General features: G+C 42.6%; 19 protein-coding genes and 1 tRNA gene. 10 read left to right on the forward strand and 10 right to left on the reverse strand.

The features are described from left to right. Nucleotides 1-920 precede the first annotated feature (920 nt). Nucleotides 921-992: transfer RNA gene (locus tag ACM0OZ_RS19965), tRNA-Gln, on the reverse strand. 434 nt (nt 993-1426) lie between these two features. On the opposite strand from ACM0OZ_RS19965, the gene ACM0OZ_RS19970 reads away from it, so the two are divergent. The 8 genes from ACM0OZ_RS19970 to ACM0OZ_RS20005 all read left to right on the forward strand — a co-directional run bounded on the left by ACM0OZ_RS19970 (nt 1427) and on the right by ACM0OZ_RS20005 (nt 9747). Continuing rightward, entirely contained in the window at nt 1427-1747 is a 321-nt protein-coding gene (locus ACM0OZ_RS19970; RefSeq protein ID WP_414584566.1) for a hypothetical protein, read from the forward strand. A 527-nt stretch (nt 1748-2274) separates the two neighbouring features. Next, nucleotides 2275-2589: a PqqD family peptide modification chaperone gene (locus ACM0OZ_RS19975; protein ID WP_414584623.1), complete on the forward strand. Its 315-nt coding sequence runs from the start codon at nt 2275-2277 to the stop codon at nt 2587-2589. Further along, nucleotides 2573-3025, forward strand: a complete 453-nt coding sequence (locus tag ACM0OZ_RS19980; RefSeq protein WP_414584567.1) for a lasso peptide biosynthesis B2 protein — start codon at nt 2573-2575, stop codon at nt 3023-3025. The genes ACM0OZ_RS19975 and ACM0OZ_RS19980 overlap by 17 nt, the downstream gene beginning before the upstream one ends. Then, nucleotides 3022-5052 carry a lasso peptide isopeptide bond-forming cyclase gene (locus tag ACM0OZ_RS19985; protein ID WP_414584568.1) on the forward strand — a complete coding sequence of 677 codons (2031 nt, stop codon included), beginning with the start codon at nt 3022-3024 and terminating at the stop codon, nt 5050-5052. The genes ACM0OZ_RS19980 and ACM0OZ_RS19985 overlap by 4 nt, the downstream gene beginning before the upstream one ends. A gap of 205 nt (nt 5053-5257) precedes the next feature. Beyond that, nucleotides 5258-5458, forward strand: a complete 201-nt coding sequence (locus tag ACM0OZ_RS19990) for a lasso peptide (protein WP_414584569.1) — start codon at nt 5258-5260, stop codon at nt 5456-5458. Between the two features lie 186 nt (nt 5459-5644). Continuing rightward, the gene (locus ACM0OZ_RS19995; protein ID WP_414584570.1) at nt 5645-6553 is read left to right on the forward strand and encodes a hypothetical protein; all 909 of its coding nucleotides are present in this window, start codon (nt 5645-5647) and stop codon (nt 6551-6553) included. A 122-nt stretch (nt 6554-6675) separates the two neighbouring features. After that, nucleotides 6676-8475: an ABC transporter ATP-binding protein gene (locus ACM0OZ_RS20000; RefSeq protein WP_414584571.1), complete on the forward strand. Its 1800-nt coding sequence runs from the start codon at nt 6676-6678 to the stop codon at nt 8473-8475. 21 nt (nt 8476-8496) lie between these two features. After that, on the forward strand, nt 8497-9747 hold the full coding sequence (locus tag ACM0OZ_RS20005; RefSeq protein ID WP_414584572.1) for a nucleotidyltransferase family protein: 1251 nt from the start codon (nt 8497-8499) through the stop codon (nt 9745-9747). A gap of 7 nt (nt 9748-9754) precedes the next feature. Here the strand turns inward: ACM0OZ_RS20005 and ACM0OZ_RS20010 are convergent, their stop codons facing one another. From ACM0OZ_RS20010 to ACM0OZ_RS20035, 6 genes are all read right to left on the reverse strand, one after another. Then, on the reverse strand, nt 9755-10945 hold the full coding sequence (locus tag ACM0OZ_RS20010; protein ID WP_414584573.1) for a glycosyltransferase: 1191 nt from the start codon (nt 10943-10945) through the stop codon (nt 9755-9757). Between the two features lie 54 nt (nt 10946-10999). Next, nucleotides 11000-12337, reverse strand: a complete 1338-nt coding sequence (locus ACM0OZ_RS20015; RefSeq protein ID WP_414584574.1) for a hypothetical protein — start codon at nt 12335-12337, stop codon at nt 11000-11002. Then, nucleotides 12334-13569, reverse strand: coding sequence for a glycosyltransferase family 4 protein (locus ACM0OZ_RS20020; protein WP_414584624.1), 1236 nt, complete (start codon nt 13567-13569; stop codon nt 12334-12336). The genes ACM0OZ_RS20015 and ACM0OZ_RS20020 overlap by 4 nt, the downstream gene beginning before the upstream one ends. A gap of 16 nt (nt 13570-13585) precedes the next feature. Then, entirely contained in the window at nt 13586-14719 is a 1134-nt protein-coding gene (locus tag ACM0OZ_RS20025) for a glycosyltransferase (protein ID WP_414584575.1), read from the reverse strand. A gap of 13 nt (nt 14720-14732) precedes the next feature. Next, on the reverse strand, nt 14733-15017 hold the full coding sequence (locus ACM0OZ_RS20030) for a hypothetical protein (protein ID WP_414584576.1): 285 nt from the start codon (nt 15015-15017) through the stop codon (nt 14733-14735). Nucleotides 15018-15375: 358 nt separating this feature from the next. Beyond that, complete coding sequence (locus tag ACM0OZ_RS20035; protein WP_414584577.1) at nt 15376-16482, reverse strand: glycosyltransferase family 2 protein; 1107 nt, start codon at nt 16480-16482, stop codon at nt 15376-15378. A gap of 947 nt (nt 16483-17429) precedes the next feature. Here ACM0OZ_RS20035 and ACM0OZ_RS20040 point away from each other — a divergent pair. Continuing rightward, the gene (locus ACM0OZ_RS20040) at nt 17430-19514 is read left to right on the forward strand and encodes a glycosyl hydrolase family 28-related protein (RefSeq protein ID WP_414584578.1); all 2085 of its coding nucleotides are present in this window, start codon (nt 17430-17432) and stop codon (nt 19512-19514) included. Between the two features lie 266 nt (nt 19515-19780). On the opposite strand, the gene ACM0OZ_RS20045 is transcribed toward ACM0OZ_RS20040, so the two are convergent. The 3 genes from ACM0OZ_RS20045 to ACM0OZ_RS20055 form a co-directional block, all read right to left on the reverse strand. Further along, the gene (locus ACM0OZ_RS20045) at nt 19781-19894 is read right to left on the reverse strand and encodes a hypothetical protein (RefSeq protein WP_414584625.1); all 114 of its coding nucleotides are present in this window, start codon (nt 19892-19894) and stop codon (nt 19781-19783) included. Beyond that, on the reverse strand, nt 19887-20744 hold the full coding sequence (locus ACM0OZ_RS20050) for an RNA-guided endonuclease InsQ/TnpB family protein (protein ID WP_414584579.1): 858 nt from the start codon (nt 20742-20744) through the stop codon (nt 19887-19889). The genes ACM0OZ_RS20045 and ACM0OZ_RS20050 overlap by 8 nt, the downstream gene beginning before the upstream one ends. Nucleotides 20745-20938: 194 nt before the next feature. Beyond that, nucleotides 20939-21124, reverse strand: a complete 186-nt coding sequence (locus tag ACM0OZ_RS20055; protein WP_414584580.1) for a hypothetical protein — start codon at nt 21122-21124, stop codon at nt 20939-20941. Nucleotides 21125-21236: 112 nt separating this feature from the next. Between ACM0OZ_RS20055 and ACM0OZ_RS20060 the strand changes: the two genes are divergently transcribed. Beyond that, on the forward strand, nt 21237-23312 hold the full coding sequence (locus tag ACM0OZ_RS20060; protein ID WP_414584581.1) for a glycosyl hydrolase family 28-related protein: 2076 nt from the start codon (nt 21237-21239) through the stop codon (nt 23310-23312). Nucleotides 23313-23355 lie beyond the last annotated feature (43 nt).

Raw genomic sequence — 23355 nt, forward strand, 5'->3', positions numbered from 1 at the left:
GCAGGAAGGTAAATGAACATGTTAGCTAATCACGTAGTTTTGACACTTTAGAGGGCAAATTGAGCTTTGTCATAAACCAAGTGATAGATACGTTACCCTGTCTGAAGCCTGGAAAAAATACTGATAAGACTGGAGCGATGCATTTATAGATACAGTACCATTACATTGGAAATTTTTGTAAGTTATTTATATTTCAAGTACATAATATGAAGATTTTATATAGAATGACCATGCTGTTGGTATAAGGGTTAATCTGTTCATAAGAAATTTAAGAAACTCAATGTTGAAATACTTAATCAGGCACAAACCTCTGTTTAGATATCTGTTGAATAGTACTTGTTTGGCATTTATCTTGTTTAGTACATTCTTCTTATGCACTTGAGACTTTTCCGGATAAAACCCAGTGGTATCGATTTGACTTTCTTATCATAGGTATACACCAGAACTTCCAGTGCTAATGAATACATTAGCCTCTTGTTTAAAGGCGATGGCGCGGAGCGATCGCCTTTATGCGGGTAGTTGCTGCCATCAAGTAATACGCGCGTTGCATTGGCGAAGTAGCACCCTCACCCCTCCTCCTCTCCCAACTTAGGAGAGGGGTGAAAGAAGTACTATCTTTGAGTGCAACGCGTGTATAAGGTATCCTACTGTCCAACCGCTTGAAGATCAGCTACCCCGTTCGTTTATGAAACGGGGGAGGGGTTGCCACAAGGGCGATTTTTTGGGAGTATACGAGCGATCGCCTCTAAAAGTTCCTATGGGGGGTTTGTCAACATTGACTTGACAGTTTCCTAGTAAGCGTGTTAGCGAAGACAGCGTTCACTACAGATGACACTTACACATCAATTTCATGTTGACCGCTGAGTAAGGAAGAATGGAAAAACTAAAACGGTAGACTTCACAGCCTACCGTTTATGATACTGGGGCGCTAGGATTCGAACCTAGGGATGGCGGGACCAAAACCCGCTGCCTTACCACTTGGCTACGCCCCAACGATTTCATCCTTACATAATATAGCAGCGACTCCTGGGGTAGTGTCAAGTACTTTGACAAATGTTTTCGGGCAAATACCAGAAATCCAACTTGAAATTTGAAATATTGTAGCGAGTATCGGACACACAGGGGGTAGTAAGGGTTTAGGGACAACAAGAGGGAGTATGGATTTTGGCAGCATTCCAATAGGTTTTGGTTGCTGGCACCACGCTTACACCCTAGACCACGTTAAATCCTGCTGCAATTTTCATGTGTTTGCCTTGTTGATCTTTTGGGTAGTTTAACTGTTTGTTCATTGCAAACACTAAATTAAAATATCTATCGTACTATTTAGCTCTTACCCTGTTATTGTGATGAATGTCATAATTTGATATTTGCCGCTTGTAAGAGAAAAAACTTTTTAGTGTCAACACTATTTTTTTGCGAATCACTTATGTCATATACCAGGTCAGGCATCAACCTTAATATCATTTTCTTATCGTTATATAAGTTTATACTAAAGAAAACCAAACATTCACAAACTAAGACCTACGACTATACCCAATATGTCGGTGGACGTGACTATGTTTTTGAACTAGCTGATAACCAGGCGAAAGGTTACATGACAGGACAGGGTAAAGGTATCAAACGCGGCGATTACATCATCTTATGTAACGGCTCTAAATCTTGTCGATATCAAGTTGAGGACATTGATTACTACTCTGAACCACCAGATATGTGGATAGCTTTACTTCATGATGTCACTTTTGAATAAGAACTGGCTTATCATAACTTTACTTTATACAGCAAAATACCAGAGTTTATAAGAATTGGCATTCATAGTGTACGTAGAAGTTTTCTCTGACCTGGCTTTACCGGCTCAAAGAATCTTGAGTTCGCTAGCAGCAATTTAATATTTTTATCGAAGAATAAGCAGACTTCCTATAATCAAGGTTCTCAGTGAAAATTCGGATAAATTTATCTTGATGTGTTGTTTTTATAAACTTGTGGATAAATTGAGAAAATTTATTTATCCTATACTAAGATAAGAAAAGAAGCATCTCCAGAGTTTATACCAGGGTTAGCGATTTAAGTAGGAATCTACTACTGCGTAATAGAAAGTGCAGCTATACATTCAGAATTGCAAATACTTTAATATCAGGGAAGTTTTATAAGTGGATGCATCCATTGCATCACTTATATCGGTACAGACCTTCAAAAATTGGTAGTGTGCCTTGTTTAGGCAAGGTGCTATTTAGCTAGCGATAGCAGAATTACACATCGATAATGACTCCAGCTATGATGAGTTCAAAACAACTAAAGTACGAGATTTCAGAATCGTCGATAGTAGTAGCTGCTGTAGAGCAAATATCTTCCGATCTTGGGGGCGAAGCGGTCATCCTGAATCTCAAATCGGGTGTATACCACGGTTTGAATGAAGCGGGAGCGCGAATTTGGAATTTGATTCAGCAACCCAAGTTTGTGAAAGATATTAAGCAGGTGCTTCTGGAAGAATATGAAGTTGAACCAGAAGTTTGCATGAGCGATCTGTTGGCAATGCTAGACAATCTGAAAGATGCAGGGCTAATAGAGGTTAACAATGAGACGGCTGCGTAGTTTTTTCAGGCTAAATAGAGGCGATCGCCATCTTTTCATGATCACCTTTATTTTACTGGTAGCCATTAGGCTAGGACTATGGCTTTTATCCTTTCGGAATTTACTCAAGCTTCTGCTTCATATTAACAAACCAAATCTTATTCTTCCTTTCCAGGATAAAAGCCAAATTTCTGCAAGTAAGATTGTCTGGGCTGTGAATGCAGCCAGCCGATATATGCCAGGTGGTGTTAAATGTCTAGCCCGTGCTTTGACTACGCAAGTATTGATGAGTTACCACGGTCATACTCCTGAACTGCGTATAGGTGTTGCCAAAAAAGAGGGAGGAAAATTAGAAGCTCACGCTTGGATAGAGTATCAGGGAAGGGTGGCGATCGGCAATCTTCCAGACCTTTCTCGGTTTATCCCACTGCCATCTCTTCAAGGAGTCAAACTATGAGTGGCATTATGGGCATATACTACCTTGATGGTCGCCCTGTAGACAGTGCAGACTTGGGGCGGATGGTTGAGACCTTGGGGCATCGGGGACCTGATGGTGCAGACATTTGGGTCGATGGATCTGTTGGTTTTGGACACCGGATGCTATGGACAACACCGGAATCACTCATAGAGGAGTTACCTTTAATCAGTCAAACTGGCGATTTGGTTATGACATCCGATGCACGCATAGATAATCGCGATGAACTTATCTCTGCGTTACAGTTTGATAACTGTCCACCCGAAAAAATCACAGATAGCCAGTTGATTTTGGCAGCTTACGAAAAATGGGGTGAGCAATGTTCAGAATATCTACTTGGTGACTTTGCCTTTGCTATCTGGGATAAACTTAAACAATCCCTTTTCTGTGCCAGAGACCATTTCGGAATTAAGCCCTTCTACTACTACCATCGACAGGGTAAAGCCTTTTTCTTTGCCTCTGAAATCAAGGCACTCCTCAGTTTACCGCAAGTACCGCGCCGTCTTAACGAAGTCAGAATTGCAGATTATCTGACATTGATGATGGAAGACAAAACCATTACGACATATAAACACATCTTGCGGCTTCCCCCTGCTCATACTATGATGCTGAGCAAATCAGGAATACGGTTATCGTGCTACTGGTCACTCGACGCCCATCGCAAGATCTGTTTAGATTCTGACGAAGCATATGCAGAGGAATTTCGGAAAATCTTTACAGAGGCAGTACGCTGTCGCCTGCGGAGTGCTTTTCCCATCGTCAGCCATTTGAGCGGTGGATTAGATTCTTCTGCTGTGAGCTGTGTAGCCCGGGATTTACTTGCCGAAGCTGGAAACACTCAACTACATACAATCTCAAGTATTTTTGACAAAATTACTGAGTGTGACGAGCGCCCCTTCATCAATGCAGTGTTAGAACAAGGCGGACTTATTCCTCACTACGTTCCCGGAGATGAGTTTGGTCCATTATCCAACCTGGAGCAAATTTTCCAGTACGAAGATGAAGCTCTACTTGGACCCAGCCATTTTTATCCTTGGCAATTGAACTGGACTGTTAAAAACCTGGGACTGCGGATTTGCCTTGATGGTTTTGATGGCGACACGACAGTGAACCATGGCGTCATGAGACTCACTGAACTTGCATGCCAAGGAAAGTGGAAAACCTTCATCAAGGAAGTCAAAGTATTTTCGCAACACTTTAATATATCCCCTTATAGTATGTTTCGCAGTTATGGCTTACCATACCTTAAGGATTTAGCAAAGCAGTGGCGTTGGATAGCGTTTGTCAATGCGGTACAGGAAATTCACATACATTTTGGTGTTTCCCGTAAACTGTTGATTCTGCATCATGGACTTAAACCCTTGATTCCAGAATCAGTACAGCAATTGTGGCAGCGACGCCGCAGACAAAGAAAATCTGCTCCTACCGTTATCTCCCAGACTCCCCTAGTAAACCCTAACTTTGCAGAGCTGATTGGTTTGGATGAGCGTATTCAGAATTTGAAAATCTTCACAAAACCACCTGTAACAGTGAGAGAGCAGCATTGGCGTAGTCTGACTCAAGGGATACTAGCTTACACCTTAGAACAGATGGATCAGTATGCGGCAATGTTTTCCTTAGAAGCCCGTCATCCGTTTATGGACAAGCGACTCATTGAGTTTTGTCTAGCATTGCCCTCTGAACAGAAGTTGTACCAAGGATGGGGTCGGATAGTGATGCGTCGTGCCTTAGCAGGTATCCTACCGGAAAAAGTTCAATGGCGTGGGGGAAAAGCGGATCTGACACCTAATTTTAATGATGGATTGTTGAACCGCAACCGCCAAATTCTGGATGAGGTGATGTCGCAAAAATTAGCAACCATTGAGAAGTACATCAACATCGAATTTTTACAGGGAGCATATCAGCGACTGATATCAGCAGACAATACAGTCAGCGATGAGGACAGTACAGCAGTTTGGCAGGCAGCCATCATGGCTTTGTGGCTCGACTACAAGCGGGTGATGCCGTAAGTCCAACTTCTTGGCAGGTTGTGGATTGAAATATTGAGGTATTTACTACTACCCATCACACCGTAAGTCCAGCTTCTTGGCAGGTTGTGGATTTGAAGGAAGTGGTATTTGCCTCTACTCATTCACACTGTAAGTCCAAGCATCAGGAGCACCAGATCAAACGAAAACCACGTTAACTACAGACAAAAGACAAGGAGACTCGACCATGAAAAAGCACTACAGCACACCCAAGCTGACCACTCATGGCAGTGTTGAGGCGATTACACAGTTTTTTGGTAACGATAAAACGAAAAACGATTTTTTGTTTTTCCCTGGTACCAATACTCAGGTAACTGATGCTAATGGAAACGTCGTGATCGGTGCTAATGGAGGTTCTGGCGATGGTGATATACGCCCAAGAGCCTAGAAACCATACTTCTCCAGGCGAAATCTTCTTGAGCCTGTAGAAAGTATTTGACCAAGTAGATTGCCATAAGGACAAAACCACATTTACGGCTTGTCCTTGTGGCCATTAAACAGGACAAACGCAGAGAGTTTTTCATGACTTTGCAGGTTAAGCCTCCGCTCCCATTTGAATAAACCAATTTAGGATATGAAAACTTATAAAGCCTACGGCTTATGCATTGCCTCAGAACTGCCTTTGCCTGAGCTGATTGAAACTGAAGCCAAGCCAGACGTGATTGTGCGGTTAGGCAAAGTAGATGATTCAACTGGAATGCAACACGATAGGGGTACTTATTTTCAAGGAGAAGTGGCAGGAGTAGGTGAGTTTTTCATTCAGAGGGGACGTGAAGTTATCATTGATCCTGTGCCGGGAGTTGAAGAAGCTCTCCTCCGTACTATACTTTTAGGTCCTATACTATCGATACTGCTTCGGCAGCGAGGATTGCTAGTTCTCCATGCCAGTTGTGTTCACATCAACAACAAGGCTGTGGCGTTTTTGGGTGGTTCAGGCTGGGGTAAGTCAACTTTGGCAGCTGCTTTCCATACCAAGGGATATGACATATTAACAGATGATGTCATGCCTATCGAATTTGTTTGCGATCGCCCAATTGTCATTCCTGGCTATCCTCAATTCAAACTTTTTCCGGAAGCACTCACTTGTTTGGGACACAATACTGAGGGCTTATCTCCAGTTTTCCAAAACGCACCCAAATTATCCTATAAATTCGCTGATGGTTTCCAGCAAACTCCCTTACCACTTCAGAGGATTTATGTGCTGGCTAAAGGAACTGCTCACGAGATTACTAAGCTACAACCCCAGGAAGCTTTTGTCGAGCTAGTGCGTTATACCCGCGCCATTAGCTTGATAACAGATACAGAATTTATGGCTTCCCATATGCGTCTTTGTTCTGAACTTATTAAGAATATAAGCTTTTGTCGCTTCACTCGCAAACCCTCGCTGACAGACTTACCAGAACTTGTAAAGTTGATTGAGGATGACCTGGTACAAATCAATACTAAAGACTTTGACCAAAAAATGATAGCGAGAGTTCCCTAGCTACTTCCTTTAGTTCTCTGTTATCCGTCAAATAAACTCGAACTCTATTAATTATCTCTAACTCAGGGGGTTCTGTTACGTTGTTTAGGAAACTCCACAGCGCCAATACAATACTATTCCATTTGCGAAAAACTCTTAGCTTGGTTTGGGCAGCGTCGCGCTACTGGACTGTAGCTTGGATGGTTATGCTGCTGGTTCAAGGATTGCTTCCCGCAGTCTCCATTACCCTTATCCGGCAGTTGGTGGATAATTTGGTAGCAGTTGTTGGAAGTGGCATTTCCTGGGCAAGTGTTCAGAAGATTTTGATTCCTCTGGGGGTGATGGCAGGTCTATTGCTTGTAGGGGAGTTTTTCAATGGTGTGGGTGAATGGATTCGTACGGCTCAGTCAGAACTGGTACACGATTACGTCACTGATTTGATTCATAAACAGTCAGTTGCTGTCGATTATGGCTTTTATGAATACTCTGAGTATAATGACAAGCTTGATCGAGCGCGGCAGGGGGCTAGTGGGCGATCGCTAGCATTATTAGAAAGTACTGGCAGTTTATTGCAAAACAGCATTACTCTGTTTGCTGTGGCAGCAATCTTGCTGTCCTATGGTCTTTGGCTGCCGATGATTCTGATAATTAGTGCCTTTCCTGCGTTCTATATAGTGATGTACTTAAATAAAATCCAGTATGAATGGTCGCAGCGGACTACAACTGTTCGGCGCTGGTTGATGTACTATGACTCGCTCTTGACTAATAGCGAAACGGCGGCGGAAGTACGATTGTTTGACTTTGGTGATTACTTTCAATCATCTTATAAAAAATTGCGTCGGCAACTCACAGAGGAACAACTCAAGCTATTAAAAAAGCAAACTTTAGGTCGCTTCGCTGCTGGCATCATTGCGTTGATGATTTCTGGTGTTGCCCTAGCCTGGGTGGGGAGGCTGGTATTGCTGGGAATTTTGAGTTTAGGAGATTTAGCCCTGTTTGTTCAGGCATTCAATCAGGCACAGGGAATTATCAAGTCTTTGTTAGGCAACCTGGGGCAAATTTATCGTAATAGCTTGTTTATAAGTAACTTGTTTGAGTTCTTACAGATCCAGCCCAAAATTGTAGAGCCGCCCAATCCTTTGCCCGTTCCATCAATACCCAAACAGGGAATTCAATTTCGGCAAGTCACCTTCCGCTATCCTGGTACAGAGGAACCAGTGTTAGAGAATTTTAACCTAATGCTGCCTGCTGGCAAAATTGTGGTAATTGTTGGTGATAACGGTGCGGGAAAAAGTACGCTCATTAAGCTTCTATGCCGTTTTTATGACCCCGAATCAGGAAGCATTGAGTTAGACGGCATAGATATACGTAAGTTTTCCGTAAAACAACTCCGCAGGTTAATTACTGTTTTGTTTCAGTCTCCAATTCCCTACTACACAACGGTTGGTGAAAATATTGCTTTGGGTGATATATGGGCAGCATCAAATCAGGCAGAGATTGAAGCTGCTGCTAAAGCATCGGGTATTCATGATAAAATTATGCGCTTGCCCCGAGGCTATAACACAATGTTGGGTAAGTTGTTCCCTGAGGGAACTGAGTTAAGCGGGGGTCAATGGCAACGTCTGGCGCTAGCACGGGCATTTTTTAGACGCGCCCAAATCATTATTTTAGATGAGCCGACTAGCGCTATGGATCCTTGGGCTGAACACGACTGGCTAGAAAGATTTCGCACATTGGCAAGCGATCGCACTGCAATTGTCATTACTCACCGCTTCACCTTGGCAATGCGGGCGGATATCATTCATGTTATGCGTGCCGGTCGCATTGTAGAGTCAGGAAATCATGACGAATTGCTGGCTTTAGATGGTCTTTATGCTCAGTCTTGGAAATCACAGATGGAAGCTAGCTCCAGTAATTCTCTTGAAAGCAAGATTGTTTCGTAAAAAGGAATGCGATCGCCTCAGATGATGAACACTTTATCTCAAATAGATACTAAAAACCAAGGAATCGATGTTCAAGCAGAAACAGAGCTACTTCTTCGTTGTGCCCGCACTCACCTAAATAATTCAACTACTGAGCGCGTCAAAGCCTTGGTTCAGGAAAATATAGACTGGGAATACCTCATCCAAACAGCACATAAACACGGTGTAATACCGCTCCTTTACTTAAGTCTCAGTAAGATATGCCTGCAATCAGTTCCTGCAACTTTCCAACAGCAGCTTCAACAAGACCAGTATTACAGAACTCAGCGCAACCTTATGCTAACAAGTAAGCTGCTCAAGCTATTGGAGCTTTTTGAGGCTAATAACATACCTGTGATTCCATTCAAAGGTCCGATTCTGGCGATTTCAGCCTATGGTGATATTTCACGTCGAGATTTCTGTGATTTAGATATTTTGGTTCGCAAACAAGATTTTTTGAAGACGAAAGAACTGCTGACTGCTCAAGGATATCGACCATACTCTAACAGTAGTGAGAAAGAAGCAACTTACCTTAGCTCCCTGAAAGGGGAGCAACAGAAGGCTTACCTTGAATACCACTGGGAACTGCATCTGGTGGATGAGCGTGATCGCGTTACTATAGATGTCCATCACGGAATGTTACCAAAGCAATTCTCATTTTTGTTTGATACTGAATGGTTATGGGACGATGCTCAACTAAAGCCGTTTGCTAACAAGATGGTTCTTAATTTTTCCTCAGAGGATTTAATTATAATTCTTTGTTCTCAGGGAGCTAAGGACTGTTGGCAAAGGCTGAACCGGGTTTGCGATATTGCTCAACTCATCCACACCTCTAGTGAGATTAATTGGGAGAGAGCCTGTGAACGCGCAGCTAAACTGCGTATGACGCGAATCCTTTTGCTTGGTCTTTTACTAGCGCATGAGCTACTAGAAGTAGAGCTTCCGAAGACAATCTTACAGCAAATACAAGCTAACTCACTACTGGAGTCTCTTGCTTCTCGGATTTACAAACAGCTTTTTAGTCAAACTGACAGTTCACTTCAAAACTGGAAAGTTAAAAGTTCATTTTTTCATCTTAAGATGATAGAACACCCGTGGGACAAAATTCGGTACTGTTATGAGCATTTGCTGGTTCCAACAATAGCAGATCGGGTATCTCTACCGCTACCTAAATTTTTATCTTTCTTCTATTATCTACTCCGACCTATCCGTTTAATTAAGATGTATGGATTAACGCGTAAATCCGCTGATTAAAACATAGTTAAGACATAGTATTGTTAATAACTTGCTTATAAATTTCTATTAATTGCTGGTAATTAGCTTCAGGAGTGTACTTAGCTTTGTAAGTGCTTAGAGCATTCTTTCCCATAGCATCTATTGCTTCCGGGTGAGTTGTTGCCCAATTTATCTTATTTGCCAAATCTTGCGCATTCCCAACCTCAAAGTGCAGACCGTTCACTCCATCTTCAACAATTTCTGCCATACTGCCCAATTTAGAAGCTATCACAGGTAAACCACAGGCGAACGCCTCCGCTATTGTTAAAGGAAAGCCCTCATACCAAATTGAAGGAAATACTAGAAATTTGGCATTGTGCATAAGTTGTAAAACAGTTTCCTTGTTCTGTCGCCCTAAAAATGCGATCGCCTCCCCAAGTCCTCTAGTCTCTACCTGTTCGCGCAGCGCTTCAATCATTGGACCCTCACCCACAATTTTCAGCGGTATACTTAAATGACCTTGTGCATAAGCATCAATGAGCGTCGCCAGGCCTTTTTCTTCAGAAAGTCGTCCTACAAACAGTGCATAACTTTTCGCTCTGCTGGTTTCAGATTGAAATTTGGGAGCAACTACAAAATTAGGTTTGACGTAAATTTTATCCTTGGGTAACCCCGCCTGAACCATTTTATCTTTATGAAAGTTGGTTAAGGAGATGTAAGCGTCTACTCGGTTTTGCCAAGTGCCACGAAATCTGTGAAAAGCGAGCATTGTTGCCACACCAGCGCTTTGTATGGATGAACCACGGTAACATCGGTGCAAAACACCAGATAAAGGGACTACTTTGCCAATGCATTCTTCACAAATTTTGCCATCTCTTAACGGCATTGCTTTTGGACATCCAAGCCGATAGTTATGGAGCGTTTGCACCACTGGTATATTTACATCTCGACAAGCGTCGTATACTGCTGGCGAAATAAGTGGAAAAAAGTTATGTACGTGAACTATATCAGGACGGAAATGAGAAAACTTTTCTTTTATTAACTTTCTTGTTGTAGGTGAATACACCACAGAAAGTGCAGCTTTTATCTTACCTTGAATTCCGACAATGCTATCATTATTAACCTCCCAAAGCAGAACATCATGTCCATAAGACTTTAACAGCGTACGTTCAGCCTGTACAACGACATCTTCACCTCCCGCATACTGATAGCGGTTATGGGCAATGAGGATTTTCATAGGAGTCATCCGGATAAGAAATTGTTAAATTCTCTTTTTTAAAAAGCTTTTTATTTAAAAATGAGGCTTTTCCATTAATGCTGTTTGCTCGAAAGGAGAAATCTGCTGCAATAATTTGTTAGTTTTATTAGCTTGATATTTTTGCCATTGCAGCCCAATTAGACTAGCTACAAACAACATAAAAGCTGGTTCTTCCATCCAGGAAAAGATTAGACCAGCAACAAACACAGTAATTAAGAAAAACTTTGATAGCTTATCTACACAAATATACTTCCAAACTAAAAACCAGAGATATAAGTATACTCCTAATCCCAGAAACCCTAAATCTCCCCAAATACCTGCCCAAGAGAATAATAAAGAGTACATACTAGAGCCAGTAATACTATTAGACCAGTAGTAGCTCTCTTGGGCGTTAAATACTGTATTAAAAACAGGAGTGCCAGTCACACCTAATGGTTTTAGAATTTGTATGTAATCTTTCATTAGCCAACCTAAGCGGCTAATAGTATGACCTGGTCCAAGTCCAAATAACCAATTTATATCTGACTTGTAGAAGGAGGCAATAATAGAAAATACAGAAAGCTTGTATTGAAAAGCCTCTGTGACAACCTCCATATCAGATATATAGCGTATTCCAGCATACAAGGAGTTGATAATTTGAAGAACCATAATAGTAATTGGAAGAGCAATTCCCAAATACATTATTGCTTTCCAAATCTCCTTTAATTGCGTAATTATTAAGATAAACCAGGAAACTATAAATGCAATGACTACCTGTTTCACATCAGCATAAAGAATGTTTCCTAAACCTAAAATAAATACAAATATGCGTAACCAGATTGAACGAACTCCAGAAGCTAGGAGAAAATAAAGACCAAAAGTTAAACCTACATCACCTCCTACGTGATGTCCCGCTCCCATGTTCAGAAAAATTCCCTTAACATAATCATTTCTATATCCAAGAATAAATGTCTGAAAATAGACAAAAGCAAAATGAATATAGACAAAGATAAATAACCACTTTTGAAATATTTTAATACTACGTTGAGGTAGCTTTATACTGGTAATTGCTATTAATAGTATAAAAGGTTCTCCTAGCATTAAGAAGCTGAGTATAACATTGATAGCCCCTGCTTTATTAAGCAGCGCACTAGATATACTTTCTGTCAACAGAATAAGCAGTCCCACTAGAAGTTGTACAGCAATTTTGCTCCGAATTCTAGGTATTATCCATACAAATAAGCCGATGGCGATCACAAAATGCAAAAAGTTAATGACTGATGGGATTTTTAGTGCTGTAAGAACTCGTGGGAACATAGCAGAAGCAAGGAATAGCAAAATCATGCTAGACCGTTTGATAATTCCTGCCTGCGTTGACGTTGCTAAACTCATTGATTTCCTGCTATGGTTTGATAGACTTGAGCCAAATATTTCCCCTTAACTTCCCAGTTGTAGACTTCGCATACCCTTTTTCTTCCAGCCTCTCCCATCTGAAGTCTTAGTTCTGGCTCTTTTGCTAAACGCATCATTGCTACTGCTATGTCATTGACCGCCTGTTCGGGTGAGTGAGCAGTCACTTTAAATCCTGTTTCCTCTGTCACCTGAATACCAGGTCCGCCTAAGTTTAGGCAAATAACAGGCTGACCAGCAGCCATTGCCTCTAGCACTACCCACCCTCCAGAGTCATGCAAGCTAGGGTGAACTAAAACATCGCACTCACCGAACTTGGATAGCGTTTGCTGACGACTCAATGCACCCCAAAAAGTGACTTTGTCTCTAATCCCTAGTTCCTGAGTTAAAGATTCCAGGTTTTCTCGCTCTGGTCCATCTCCAATCACCCAATACTCAGCATCAGGCAAGTTTGTTTGGGCAAAAGCCCGCAATCCAAAATGAAAGCCTTTCCAGTGTAACAGTCTTCCTGTGGAAATGAAACGAAAAGGTTGGCGTTGCGTGGGGGAAATTTGTACAAGTTGCTCAATATCTACTTTAGGAATACCAACAGCACCATAGATTTGTATGTTCTTACAACCTAGCGCCGCAAAACGTTCTGCAGTTTCTTCAGTAGCTGCGATCGCCACCACACTTTTCTTAGCAGTCAGATGCACAAAGGGGTCGCTCTCGCCAAAGTGGCGTAAAAGATTACGGAGATTTTCGTAAACTCTAGCTCGTAGGCTCTGGTTTTCCCTAAACGCTTTTGGTGTAGATTCTCCACCTCCAACTGGACCCCAAATAAAGGGAGTAGAAAGAAATACGAGGAAGCTAGGGCTTGAATATCTGCCGTAGGTAATGTGGTGGACGACATCAAAGTTAATCTTTTGATGAAGTGGTCTGGCTATAAAGTAAGCCCAAATTTGCCATAAGTAGTAGTGAAGGTAAACTGACATTTGCGATCGCTTACCTTCATAAGACCAGTCATAAACCCAATTAAACGGATCGAGATAAATAAAATTCAGGTTGGGTATTGGGTTATGAGCAAGTTCTGCTTCAATTTTTGGGCGGTGAGTATTTGAAGTCAAAACCCAAACTTGATGGTATTTGGCAATCTCGCAAGCTGTGTTCCAGCCGATTCCTGGCTCAGATCCGCGACCTGGTTCGCAGGCATAAGCAGACAAAAGGACTTTCATATCGTGCTGATTGTATTTATACTTGTTCAAGAAATGAGAGCCACTGCTGGGCGATCGCTTCCGGCTTAAACGCTTCACTTTGGTGCTGGCTAGCTGTAATCAGTTGACTACGCCAATCTTTTGAAGTTAAAACTTTATAAATTGCTGTCGCTAAAGCTTCTGGCTCATCTATTGGCACTAAATTTCCATATTTGCCATTTTCTAGGATGCTGCGTGGACCTCCTCCAATCGCATCAGTTGAGATCACAGGCACTTTACAAGCCATCGCCTCTACTAATGCTAAGCAAAATGCTTCATCTAAGGATGACATCACAAAAACATCAGCTTTGGCAATGTGGCTCCAGGGATTTGCCACATGACCAGGTAAGCTGACATCCTCTTGCAAACCCAGTTTGGCAACCACCTCCTCTAGATGTTTTCTTTCTGGTCCTTCTCCCAAAATAATCAGCTTGACTTTGAGCTGGCTGCGAACTTTTGCAACCGCTTGCAACAGCAGGGGATAGTTTTTTCGCTTTGCTAAACGCCCAAGGCTAATAATCACTGGGCTATCCTTGTGTTCAAGCCAAGGATGCTCAGGCTTTGCTTGACTACGTATCGCAAAGTTTTCGATATCCACAGGATTGGGTATGACTGCAACACGATTGCGGGGAATGGGGATACCGTCTTGTTTTAGGATGTCAAGCACACCTTGGCTGACAGTGGTTAAGCCATTGGCTGTGGGATACAAAAGCCGTGCTAGCCAAGGCATAATTTGCATTCGTAGGTCATGCTTGTGGTCAATTGCTATATCTGAAGTTAAAGTATCCCCCTGATAAATCACAAATTTTGTCTTGCGCTGAAGAGCTAACAGCCATCCCATAATTGCAGGAATGCTAATAATTGTGGGCATGGCAATGAGTACATCTGGCTTAACGGCTCTCAAAAATTTGGATAGAGCAATGGGAGATGCCATAGACCGCTCAACACCCAGTGGCACTAATTTGACGCCTTCTGGAAAAGTGATATCCTCTGCTGGTCCTTTTGAGAGGTATAGGACGTATAAGTCTCTCACACCCAAGTTCCAAAATCCTTTTGTTAGGGCTACTGGAAGGTTTGTGAATGCTCCGCCGTCCAAACCCCAGGTAAATATAGCAATTGACCTGTGACTCATCTATTATCCTTTATCAAATTACTATGTCGGTGTTCATAAAAAGCTTGAACATCTCTGAAGATGAGACACTACCAATGTTATTCACTCCTTCCTCTTCAATCTTCAAATCTTTGCCTACGATGACTAGTTTGGCATCAGAAGGAGACATTGCTTTCCAAAGAAACTGAAGACGCTGACCATACATGAAGGTAGGATCTCCTGTGATAACTACCTTCTTGATGCCCACAGAGGTTGACTTTTCTTTGATTGATGCAGGATAACCAATCATTGCTGCTCCTTCATAACTACGCTTGTTCACATCAAAAACGTCTGGAGAGACAATTTTTATTCTCCATCTTCAATGCTTTTCTGAGTTGAATCATCTTTTGATTCCAAAGAACACTAGTGTTCCCTGCTGAATTGACCTGCCTAGGCGTTTAAGCTTACTTTCACTACATAGGTGATGAAACAACGCTAAAAAGACAGTATTAGGCAAGTTTTCACCCCATTGCAATAGCCATTTCAAAGGCTTATAGCCGAAAGCAGTGTGAAACTACGGATAAGTAACAAGCAGCCGATGAATCTCCTTTCTTTCTGACTTGGGTGCATTTTGAAACTGAGCCAGCAAGTAGCGAGCACAATAGTACCATTTGTTCTCCAAACAATTCTGTTGGTAATTACTTGAGAACATAACGCGGAGGAATCAGACCCTCTAATAACTCCTTCATAAAGTACTTTACTGGGCTGGCTCCATAGACCAAATCAAACATTTTGGCAAAGAGAGCATCAGGTAAATACTCAGCCCAAGGTAAAAACCATCGTTCAGGCAAAGAATAACCAAAATGTGTATGAGCGGTTAGTTGCTGGTGAGCCTTCCTAGTGTCTGACCTGGGTACCCGTTTTAACCGCATTGCTACGTAGCGGAAATGGAGATACTTCACACTGTTTTCCAAACCAGTCAGTCTTTCGGCGACGTCTTTACCATAGACCCTGCTTAAAAGCTGTTTTTGCTCTTGATGCGTACGCTCCCAATTACTCACGTCTCTCTCGAAATCTTTTAACACGTAACTCTTTGAACTTGTAATGTTGGAGCCATGTAGGCGAAACTTGGTTAGCACTTCTGGCACAGGTACTATCACAGTTATGAGGGGCGCTAAGTAGCTAATAAGACTGTCTGCGTTGCGCGTAAACGCTTCGTTCATCGGGAAGATCAAGTCAGCGACCTTGCGTCGAATGGAAAGTGCTGAAGCTGGCGGTATGTTGTATGCGAACCCACCATTTTGCATCGCAAAAGGTGCTCTCCAACCAGAGGCTAGCTCACTAAATGTAGGTGTCGATTTAATAATTTTGCCATTACCATCAATCTCTATTAAGTTGTCGATAACAAAGCCTCCTTTTGGATCAGATTGAAACGCTTCGACAACTTTTTGTAATTTGCTGGGTATCCATAAATCATCTGCATCCAACACACAGATAATTTCACCACTACTGTGTTTGTAAGCTGTATTTAATGCTGAAGCTACACCCCCATTCTCCTGACGTACCAGCTTAATCCGGGAGTCTTTGTTTGCATAACTCTCAACGACTTCACAAGAGTTATCTTTGGAACCGTCATCACAAACGATCGCTTCAAAATGGGGATAGGTCTGGGAAAGTACACTTTCTAAAGTCTCGCCAATGTATTTAGCATAGTTGTAGTTAGCAATTAGTATTGAGACTAGGGGTTTTTCGGGTAGTTTGGGTAGTTCGATTGGTTGTTGCTTTTCGGTTTGAAGTTCTTGCATTCTCTCATCCCTCTGACTAGGTGTTATTGCTGTAACTTGTGATTAACACTCCTCTCATCGAATCTCCCACTGCATACTATGGTTAATCACCTTATTTATTGACAGATTTAATCTGGAAGTGCAGTTATTCTTTACCTGTAACTTCCTTCTCAAACAAGCCCAATGTCCGCAACACAACTTGAGCCATATCATAGTATTTGTGTAATCTGCTAGCTTGTCAGCAAGCAGCGTCATGCCATTTAGCTTCTCAACCTGCTCACAGTTTGCTTGTAGCGCACTAAAATATTGCGCCATACCAGAAAGTATAATTTCTCTACATTTCCTTATACAGCAATTTTTCAAAACTCACTTGGTAGTTTCCCCTAGAGTATTCTGTTATATTCTTTCTGCAAATTGGCACGTATTCCGGATTCTTTTATTAAAAGGTGTACTAACAAATGTTCTTAATTTTATACGAATGTGCCAGAACAATTATACACAACTGCTTTGAAATAGAGAAACTTTTAAAAAGTAGTTAAAAAACTATGTAACGTTTTTATAAATTTTAAAAAATTTTCCGGATATACTTACTTGTCATTTGAATATAGTACATTAATTTTTTGAAAATCTATGGCAGCACTAAAACTAAAAATAGTACATAGTTGAGAATAGTGTATTTTTATACCATTTTGGGAAATGCCTGATACAAATGATTGGTCTCTAATTCTTTCCCCCTGCAAGAAAACCCCCTGCAAGAGAGCTGCCTGCCATGTTCTAACTTTAAAGTGAAACGGTATTATTCATGCTTCTTAAGTTACAAAATAGACATGTAGCTCTCTGAAATGTGGAATAGTCCGCTCATTATTTCATTTCATTTGACAGATATTTAATTTAGATACCACTTACAAGAGATAGATAGTGAAGTGGGAAGCGTGAAAATAACTTCTTAAGCTGGAAACGAGGCAGTTATGACAAACTTTAATCGCACTCAGAAAGTATTCTCTGGACTTTCCATCCTTTGTGGGATAGTCGTACTTTCTCTTTTTAGCATTAAAAAAGATACGTTGCTCACAAACTTTCCTGTGACTGTGTTAGGGCTGTCTGAGAAAAAGTCTCTCAATCAAGGGAAGAAAAAATGTATCCTTCCCAAGGTTTCAACAGGAGATAAGCTCTTTCCTAAGCAAATAGTCGTTAATGTTAAGACTCAATATGGAGCTAAGGGTGATGCTGTAACAGATGATACTCAGGCTCTCCAAAAAGCGATTCGGGAGAATGTGGGTACAAACAGAATTCTCTACTTTCCACAAGGGACTTATTTGGTGAGCGATCGCCTAGAATGGCGAGACACAAACAACAAATGGCAATCGCAGTTATGGCTCCAAGGGCAAAACCGCGCCACCACTACTATTCGCCTGAAGGACAATGCACCTGGTTACAACAACCCCAGCAATCCGAAAGCAGTCGTCCACACCGCATCAGGACTGTACGTGGAGCAGTCTCAAGGCGGAGGTAAGGACTATCCCGCCAAGGGAGAAGGAAACGAGGCATTTGCAAATTACATTGAAGATATCACAATTGACACTGGTAATAATCGTGGAGCGATCGCACTCGACTATTTAGCAAACAACACCGGTGCAGTTCGTAATGTCAGACTACGTGGTCAAGGACTCGTTGGGCTGGATATGACGCGAAAGTGGATTGGTCCGGCTATGGTCAAGAACGTCGTAGTGGAAGGCTTTGACTATGGTGTTCGGATTGGGAGTCAGGTTAACGGTATTACCCTTGAGCACATTACGCTTTGCAATCAAAAAAATGTGGGTCTAGAAAATTCCGGAAACGTTGTTGCAATCCGAGACCTCTCGAGCAGCAATAGTGTCCCAGCAGTACGTAACATCAATAACACAAGCCTTATTAGCCTTCTCGACGCCAAGCTTTATAATGGCAATTCCTCGGTGAGTGCGATTGAGAATAATAATAGCCGTCTGTTTGCCCGCAATGTCAGATCATCAGGTTATCAGTCAGCAATTGTGCAAGATAAAAAGGTCTTAAAGGGGACTGTGGTTAAGGAGTACGCCTCGAACACTCCTTTTACTTTGTTTACATCTTCTAAAACCTCTCCCAATCTTTCGGTTCAGGAACCCCCAAGCTTTCATGATAACAATCTCTCAAACTGGGTAAACGTCGAGGATTTTGGTGCACGAGGAAAAAAAGCTGATGGAGGTGAAGATTGGGACGATGATACAGCTGCAATTCAGAAAGCTATTGACTCAGGAAAATCCACTGTTTATGTTCCGCCTGGTCGTTACTTGATCAGTGATACCCTACGAGTTAGGGGAAAGACTCGTCGGATTATTGGGATAAATGCTACGCTTTCTCCTGGTGGGAAAGCCTTTGAGAATGCAAACAATCCAAAACCGTTCATTCGTGTTGAGGATGGAGCAGTACCTGACGTGACTATTGAACACCTGAATGTTACTAACCTTATTCAGCAAGCACCTCCACAGGCTGGATTTATTGGTTTTGAACAAGCTACCTCTCGGACACTCTTTTTGAAGGATGTGTCTTGTTGCTCACTTAGACCGAATGACCAAAAGTATGTGTTTCGTAATACTCCAAGAGCCGGAAAGCTGTTTATTGAGGATGTATCAGCTGAAGGTTGGCACTTTGAGCATCCTCAACGAGTATGGGCTCGTCAGCTTAACCCTGAAGGTAGTCGTAAGAAGATATTCAATAACGGTGGCAAGCTTTGGGTGTTAGGTCTCAAGACTGAAGGCGGTAATGTCAACACTGTGCTCCACGCTAAAGGAGGCAGTGTTAGTGAGTTGTTTGGAGCACTGTTATATGTGACTGGGAACATACGACCAAATGAGATTGCTTTTATCAATGACAACTCTCGGGTTGCACTCTCCTACGCCACAATCAGCTATGGACCAAGTGATTTCCAGATTCACGTTCAAGAGGTACGCCGAGCCAATCGTCGTCAGTTCACTCGCAATCAGTTGCTTGGGCGTGGAAATGGTCGTGTGGTGCCACTCTATGTGGGAGGGCAGTAAGTCCTAAATCTTTGGTAGGCATGGGCAGGAACGACAATTCCTACTGCTGCTATGGTAGCGATCGCGCTTTGTGATTAATTGAGTGAATGAACTACCCCGCCGCGTAGGCGGACGGGGTTTCGCCCGGTTCCGCCGCGCTGCTGAGTTTTTGTCTCTTCATCTGCCCAAGTTGCTTCATAGATCCGGTATTCTTTCGTTTACCAGTCTTTGAAGTAGAGCTTAGACATCCAAGACTATCGAGGCTGGTTCCCAACCCCGGTTGTTGATTAGTCACAACGTTGTACATTACCCGAAGCGCTACCCGCATCACGCGGTATTTCAAATCCACAATCTGAGCATACATGGTGACGATTTGATAGCGTTGCCCACTCCTTATGAATTGCCCCACATTTTGGGCAACGCCCTTGATGGCCTTACCTCCGTTGTAGGTAGCACAATCATCAATCCGCCTTTAGCTTCGATCTTATAGGTGAGCATCTTGTTGAGAGTGCCGAAACCCACAGAAAGAATAGACTTATTGAGTCCTGCTTTTTGCTTGTTTCGCTTACTACCTTTCTTAGCCTTTCTTGTCATTCCTTTCGTATTAAGCTGTTCAGTTACGCCGATGTCATAACGACTCGCAATCTCTGACGTAACTTTGTGTTGCCAATCTCGACGTTGAGTTCCAGCCTTGCGCTGCAATCTTGCAACACGCTTATTCGCTTTCCTCCAACGTCGCGACGATTTAATCTTCTTGTTTCTGTTAGGAGCTTGTTTGCGTCGTAATCCCTTGGAGGCGTGCTTTATCTTGATCTCAGTCTTTTGAGTAAAACGCGGGTTAGCGATATTCTGAACCTCGCTTCCATTGTAGGTTGCAATCGCCGTTTCGCATCCGAGATCAAAAGCCACAATTGAGTCGTATGCCAACTCAGATTGAGATCCAAACTTTGCTGCAACGTCGGGAACTTCGACGGTAAAAGATGCAAACCACTGGTTTAAGCCAGGTTTGTAAACGATGGTAAGCGTGGTTGGTTTACCCCATTGCTTGGCTTGACCTCGCATTTTGATCTTGATGCCTAGGTCGTTGAGGTTCACGCTGCCATGCTTCCCTGATGTATTGGCTTTCCATCCCGACGTGGCAGGATAAGTCCAGCCTGAGAACTTGCGAATTGACTTGAATTTAGGCGGTTTACGCAATCCTTGAAAGAAAGCGTTATACGCCAGGTCAACCCGTTTTACCGTGGCTTGCAAAGCTTGAGAGTGAAGATAAGCAAATTCAATTGAGCGCTAACTACAGTTTGCCAAAGAAGCGGGAAAACTGTTAAAGGAGCAGCAATTTTCCAAATTTTTATTTTCAAAAAAATAAAACACATCCATTTTTAAAGATTTGATTTTTGACAAAATAAAAAAAAAATACTACATAATCGATAGTAATATGCTTTAATCTACCTTAAGGTACAAAGAAACTCTCCCAGAAAGGGTAAATATTCAGCTTGAATATTTTGGTCTACCGTGGGGCGCACAGAAATATTCCGAATAATCCTCAAATGTTTGCGGACATGAAACTCTTTAGCTCTATCTAAGATAGGCTCAATATTTGCTTTGATTGAACGGATATTTAGTTGAGGCACTGCTTGGAAGAGATGAATAATTCTAAGGTACGGTGCAGCAAGAATCTCCGCCTCTATCTAGTTAACACGAAGAAGCATCAAAAGAAGTTCCCTGTTAAGAAACGAGGTAGTAATGACAAAGTTTAAGCGCAATAAGAATATCTTTTCTGGATTTTCCATTATTTGCGGGATGGCATTAGTTTCTCCTTTCGTTACAAAATCTACACTGATTGCAAACCTCCCCTCTTTCTTAGGGGTTTCTGAGAAAGTGGCTCTCAACGCAGGAGAAAATAGATGTGTCACCGCCAATAGTTCAGACGAGAAGCTTTTTCCCGAGAATATGGTGATTAACGTTAAGACTCAATATGGAGCTAAGGGTGACGGTGCAACAGATGACACTCAGGCAATTCAGCAGGCGATTCGGGAGAACGTGGGTACAAACAGAGTTCTGTACTTCCCTCAAGGAACGTATGTGGTGAGCGATCGCCTAGAATGGCGAAACACGAACGGCAAATGGGAATCGCAGTTGAGGCTCCAAGGACAGAACCGCGCCACCACGATTATTAAGTTGAAGAATGATGCAACTGGTTACAACGACCCCAACAACCCGAAAGCAGTCGTCCACTCCGCATCAGGACTCTATGTCCATGGCGAGCGCGACGGAGACAAAGACTATGCCGGCAAGGGAGAGGGGAACGAGGCGTTTGCAAACTACATTGAAGACCTCACGATTGACACTGGTAATAACCCTGGTGCCATCGCACTCGATTATTTAGGGAACAATACTGGTGCTGTTCGCAATGTCACACTTCGCGGCGAAGGACTTGTTGGGCTGGACATGAGTCGAAAGTGGATTGGTCCGGCGTTGATCAAGAACGTCTTAGTGGAAGGCTTTGAGGTTGGTATTCGGATTGCGAGCGAGGTCAACGGTATGACTCTCGAGCACATTACGCTTTGCAATCAGAAAACTGTTGGTCTAGAAAATTCCGGCAACATTGTCGCAATACGAGATTTATGGAGCAGCAATACTGTCCCAGCAGTACGCAACAACAATATCACAAGCCTTATGACCCTTCTCGATTCAGAGCTTTATGGCGGCAATTCCTTGGTGAGCGCGATTGAGAATAATAATAATAGCCGTCTATTTGCCCGGAATGTCCGCTCATCTGGTTATCAATCGGCAATTATGCAAGATAACAATGTCTTGCAGGGGGCTACGGTAAACTCGTTTACCTCAAGCGCTCCTTTGACTTTGTTTACGTCTATCTTAAACGCCTCTCTCAATCTTCCGGTTGAGCAGCCTCCGAGCTTTCATGATAATAATCTCTCAAACTGGGCAAACGTTGAGGATTTTGGTGCAAAAGGGAAAAATCCGGATGGAAGCGATGAGTGGGGCGATGATACGGCTGCAATTCAAAACGCGCTTGACTCAGGAAAATCCACCGTTTATATTCCACCTGGTAAATACTATGTGAGTGATACCCTGCGAGTCAGGGGAAATGTTCGCAAAATCATTGCGACAAATGCTACGCTCTCTGCTGGTGGGACAGCCTTTCAAGATGCAAACAATCCGAAACCATTCTTTCGGATTGAAGATGGAGCAGCACCTGACGTAACCATTGAACATGTGAGTATCAACAACATTACTCCAAATGCGTCACCTGCATTGATTGGTTTTGAACATGCCACCTCCCGAACACTATTTTTGAAGGATATGAGCTGTTGCTCATGGAGAACCACCGACCAGAAGTATGTGTTTCGGAATATGCCAGGAGCCGGGAAGCTGTTTATTGAGAATATAGCTGGTGAGACTTGGCGATTTGAGCATCCCCAACAGGTATGGGCGCGTCAGCTTAATACTGAAGGTAGGAATAAAAAGATTGTTAATAATGGCGGGAAGCTTTGGGTGTTAGGTCTGAAGACCGAAGGAGGTAATGTCAACACTGTGCTTGAAACCAAAGGAGGTGGTGCCAGCGAGTTGTTTGGAGCATTGTTATACGTGACTGAGAGCGTGTCACCTAATGAGATTGCGTTTATCAATGACAATTCTCAAGTTGCACTCTCTTATGCCACAAGAAGCTATGGAACTAACGATTTCCAGATTCAGGTTCAAGAGACACAGGGGTCTCAAAGCCGTCAACTCACTCGCGATCAGTCTTTCCAGTATACTAATGGTACTACAGTGCCGCTCTACGTAGGAGGGAAGTAAAGGAAAAAGCTCAATGTGCAAGTTGTTAGTTTTGCTGACTTTT

The organism is Scytonema sp. PCC 10023, from assembly GCF_963920835.1.
Taxonomy (GTDB): Bacteria; Cyanobacteriota; Cyanobacteriia; order Cyanobacteriales; family Nostocaceae; genus Kalymmatonema.